Source organism: Paenibacillus sp. VTT E-133280 (assembly GCF_002264385.1).
GTDB classification, from domain to species: domain Bacteria; phylum Bacillota; class Bacilli; order Paenibacillales; family Paenibacillaceae; genus Paenibacillus_AQ; species Paenibacillus_AQ nitricinens.
Genome location: NZ_NFUX01000142.1, coordinates 1 through 4,283, shown reverse-complemented (window position 1 = coordinate 4,283; position 4,283 = coordinate 1). Strand labels below are relative to the sequence as shown.

Annotated in this window: 3 protein-coding genes; all 3 read left to right on the top strand. The window is 49.5% G+C overall.

From position 1 onward, the window contains the following. The first annotated feature begins 333 nt into the window (after positions 1-333). The 3 genes from CA600_RS30395 (at position 334) to CA600_RS30385 (ending at position 4,223) form a co-directional block, all read left to right on the top strand. Positions 334-1,350, top strand: a complete 1,017-nt coding sequence (locus CA600_RS30395; RefSeq protein ID WP_094874807.1) for a CgeB family protein — start codon at positions 334-336, stop codon at positions 1,348-1,350. A 51-nt stretch (positions 1,351-1,401) separates the two neighbouring features. Further along, entirely contained in the window at positions 1,402-2,517 is a 1,116-nt protein-coding gene (locus CA600_RS30390) for a CgeB family protein (protein WP_094874808.1), read from the top strand. A gap of 242 nt (positions 2,518-2,759) precedes the next feature. Then, positions 2,760-4,223, top strand: a complete 1,464-nt coding sequence (locus CA600_RS30385; protein ID WP_094874806.1) for a glycosyltransferase family 4 protein — start codon at positions 2,760-2,762, stop codon at positions 4,221-4,223. Positions 4,224-4,283: the final 60 nt, after the last annotated feature.

The window sequence follows — 4,283 nt, the reverse complement described above, 5'->3', positions numbered from 1 at the left end:
CGCCTGAATTCAATATTCGATGTCGAGTAATCTTCTTGGGATACTTTGTGATCAAAAGCGGACTTTTTAAACAGCCTCTTATAGTATACCAGCATCCTGTGAGTGGATGAAATCATCTAAGGTTCGGGCAAGCCGGGCAAAAGACAGGGGACATCTGCCAATTTAGTTCTAGTAAAGACAGATGTCCATGAGGCGGGTGCTGACTCCGCATATAGTTATACTGTCTTGAGAATACGACGGGGCAGGGTGAAGGCCGTGAAAGCGAGAAAGAGAAAAAAACACAAGCATCCGCGAGAATATCGCGACGGTTATCACGAAGGATATCGTCTTGGCATGTGTGAGGCTGTGCAGCGTCTGAATACTCCAGGGGTCGAAGCCTGCCGACCATTTAAGTTAATGTATGTTCCTCAGGGATTTCAGGCGATCGACACTGGCGTAACGGAGGCGCTGCAGCAGCTTGTAAGTGAGCTTGTAATAAGTACTCCTGAAACGATGCTGGAAACCGCGGCACGGGAAATGCCTGGGGCAGTGCTAGTGATGAATGGGCTTCATGTATTCCCGGAAAATCATTTAGAACAGATTTCGGAGATAAGAAAGCTAGGCATCAAAGCCGCCATTTGGTTTGTGGATGATCCTTATTTTACAGAGGACACTTCAGTCATTTGCAGGCATTATGATCACGTATTTACACATGAGCTGGGTTGTGTAGAGTTCTATCAATCCCTTGGGGTGTCATCGGTTCATTATTTGCCACTATGTGTCAATCCAAAGATGTTCTACCCACGGCGTACCGGCCCGCAATACCAGTATGACATTGTATTTATTGGTAATGCATTTCGTAATCGGACAGAGCTGTTCGACGAACTGGCACCTTATCTTAAGGGGAAGAAAGTGCTTATCGCTGGGGGATTCTGGGAACGCCTCGCAACCTATGATCAACTTACACCTTTTATCAGCAATGGCTTTATCCCGCCTGAGGAGACAGCGAATTACTACAGTGGTGCAAAAATAGTCATTAATATTCACCGCCCGTGGGAAGAGGGTCAGGATAACCGGAATAGCTACCGCCTTCCTTCTCGTTCTATTAATCCGCGCACCTATGAGATCAGCGCCTGCGGTACTATGCAGCTTACGGATGTTCGTGAGGATTTGGGCAATTATTATCGGCCTGGTTATGATCTGGATACTTTTGGCTCCGCTAAGGAACTGCAGCAGAAGATTGAGTACTATCTGAAGCATGAAAAAGAGCGGCGAATCTATGCTTTACGGGGATTACAGACTACCATGCGAAACCATACATTCACTGCTCGTTTGCCTCATTTGCTGAATGTGATTGCTTCACGTGTATGAAATCTATAAAGGGATAAAGGAGCGAGGATTATGAACAATAATGAATTTATTATGCCTACACCCCCATTACCTCTGACACCTCCGGAGGAAGAAAAGCTGCGTGGTCGTCTGAGTGGTTTCAAGGGTGGTTATGATGAAGGCTATTTACGGGGGCGCCTTGCGATCCTGAATGGTCGGCCAGAAGAAGTATTTCCTGTACGGAATATTCATGTCATGTATGTCGCTTCTGGCAAAGGCTACCCTTACTCTCCTTTAGATGATGCGGTTCTTTGCGCATTACAAAAATTAACAGCTCAAGTCACAATTACGGATGTGCGTCAAAATCTAGTAGAGCTGGCTGCAGCGCAAAGACCGGATCTGGTATTGGTGCTAGACGGTATGGATTTACCTCTTGAACAAATTGATGCTATTCGTGCAAGTGGCATCCGGACCGCTATTTGGCTTACAGATGATCCTTATTATACTGACTTTACGATCAAGATTGTGGCACACTACGATTTTGTATTCACCCTTGAACGTAATTGTATTGATTTCTATCGGGGACTTGGTTGCCCAGAGGTCCATTATCTCCCCTTTGCTGCTCACCTGGAGCATTACCGTCCTACTACAACACGTTCGCCAGTGAATCGGGAAGTTAGCTTTATTGGCTCCGCCTATTGGAACCGGGTAAACTTCTTCCGTGAGATTCTTCCTGATTTGATGAACTATAACACGGTGATTAACGGAATCTGGTGGGATCGTCTGCCTGAGGCTCCGCTCTACGGTGACCGTATTGAAATTGGTAAATGGATGTCCCCGCAAGAGACGTCAGTAGCTTACAGCGGCTCTAAAATCGTCATTAACCTCCACCGCTCACACATTGATGAAGTAGTTAATAACAATACGCTTTCGATTCCTGCTGTTTCTCCTAATCCGCGTACTTTTGAAATTGCAGCAACGGGCACGTTGCAATTAGTAGATGCCAGAGATGATATGGGATCTTTCTACAAGCCTGGTGAAGAAATTGAGACCTTTGCGAGCCCTCAGGAAATGATGGATAAGATCCGTTATTACTTAACCCATGAGGAGGAACGCCGGGCAATCGCGCTGCGGGCTTTTGAACGGACGCTCAAGGATCACACTTACGCAAAACGTATTCACCAGATGCTAACAGTAATCTACGGCTAGACTTAGGCCTAAACTGGATATAGAAATGTGCGCTTAGCAGGGGACAGGTGTCGTGCCGGCATCTGTTTTTCCTCGATATACTGTAGAACCGGACCTCAGCGTATGCCTGTAACCTGATGAAAAGAAGCTGATGCTTTCGAAGTGAGTTTTACTGCGAAGTAAGAAACGTGAGCAACGCTTCGTAAAACTTTTAGGGAGGTGAATGGCTGCTCCAGGCCCTCGTTAGGGAGCGCCGAAACGCCATGGCTGATAAAGCTACAATCGTCCTCTTTTCACATGTATCTAATACACGCAGTATTACCGGAGCGGAGAAGCTGTTGTTGTTCTTCGCTCAGGAGCTTTCTCCGTACTTTAATTGTATTCTCGTTGCACCACAGGACGGCAAGCTGACTGCTCAGGCTAGAAGCTTCGGGATAAGTGTACAGTTGCTCTCGATTCCACTTTTATATGGAATGTACACTCCTTATGCAGGGCTCGAGGCAGATGCTCGTAAATTCCAGGAAAGCAGGGAGTATCACGAGTTAACAGACTGGCTGACCTCTCTGCGCCCGGCGTTTATTATTACAAGTACCTGTGTCCATGCTTTGCCAGCAATGGCTGCCAAGTCACTAGGCATTCCGGTGGTATGGAAAATATCAGAGACGATAACAGACAATGAATATACACCCATTAGTGTAGGGCTGATTCATCGGAATAGTGATGAGATTCTGGCTATTTCACAGACGGCAGCAGCTTGCTTTCCAGAGGAAGTGAGAGCGGAGAAAGTAATTCAGCTTCCCCCTTCTTGGAATGACAAAGAGATGATGATTGAGGCTTGGAGCAAGCTTCGGGGCGAACGACGGCGAGAGCTAAAGATTAAACCGCAGGAGCAGCTGGTCGGTTATATTTCTTCCTTTATTAATAAGGAAAAAGGATTGGAACATTTTGTGAAAATGGCTGTGCTTGTGTACGCGGTCCATCCTAGTGCGAAATTTGTTGTCATAGGTTCAGCTGGTGACAAAAGCTACTATGATCGCTGTGTCCGTAAGGTAAAGCTTGAGGGTCTGTATACCCGATTTAAATTTGTTGGTTATGCCGAATGCCTTCCATCTGCTTATTGCGCTATGGATGTGCTGGTTGTTCCCAGCTTGATCCGCGAAGGCTTCGGAATGACCGCTTTGGAAGGAATGGCGTTTGGAAAGCCCGTGGTTGCTTACGATTCCGGAGGCTTGCGGGAAATCCTGCACGCAGCAGGCTGCGGCGATAATCTCGTGCCCGCGTCGGACATTTCCGCGCTGGCCGAAAGAGTCAACGTCATGCTGGCGCAGCCGGGACTGGCGATAACCATAGGTGCCCAAGCGCGGGAGCGCGTCGACGCCGTTTATGGTCCGGCGGCTTATCGGAGCCGCCTGCAGGGTCTTGCGGAGATGTGGAGCCTCCGCTACTGCAGCGCACCGCCGGTGCGCGAGGCCGACAGCGTGGTGGAACCACCCGCTGTCCTGCCTGAATTGCCCGCTGCGTCGCCGGCTTTGCCGCGAAGCAAGGCCCTGCCGAGCCGCGTCGCCCGCAAGCGACGCGGCAAAGCCCGGACGCGCCGCCGAAGCGGGCGCCCGTTGGTTTTGCGCCGCGTTGCTCGCAAGCGGCGTAAGGGTTCTGCCCGGCGGCGGAGCACCGCCGGGGGCAAGCGCCGCCGGGCCCGCCGGGGTGGGCGGCGGCGCGCAGCGTAAATGCCTCGATTGCCACTCATCGTGCCGTGGGCAAAGAACGGTAAAAATCCCGTTCATTGT

Coding starts and splice junctions, on each gene's coding strand:
- CA600_RS30395 (WP_094874807.1), top strand. CDS start 334: ATGTGTGAGGCTGTGCAGCGTCTGAATACTCCAGGGGTCGAAGCCTGC.
- CA600_RS30390 (WP_094874808.1), top strand. CDS start 1,402: ATGCCTACACCCCCATTACCTCTGACACCTCCGGAGGAAGAAAAGCTG.
- CA600_RS30385 (WP_094874806.1), top strand. CDS start 2,760: ATGGCTGATAAAGCTACAATCGTCCTCTTTTCACATGTATCTAATACA.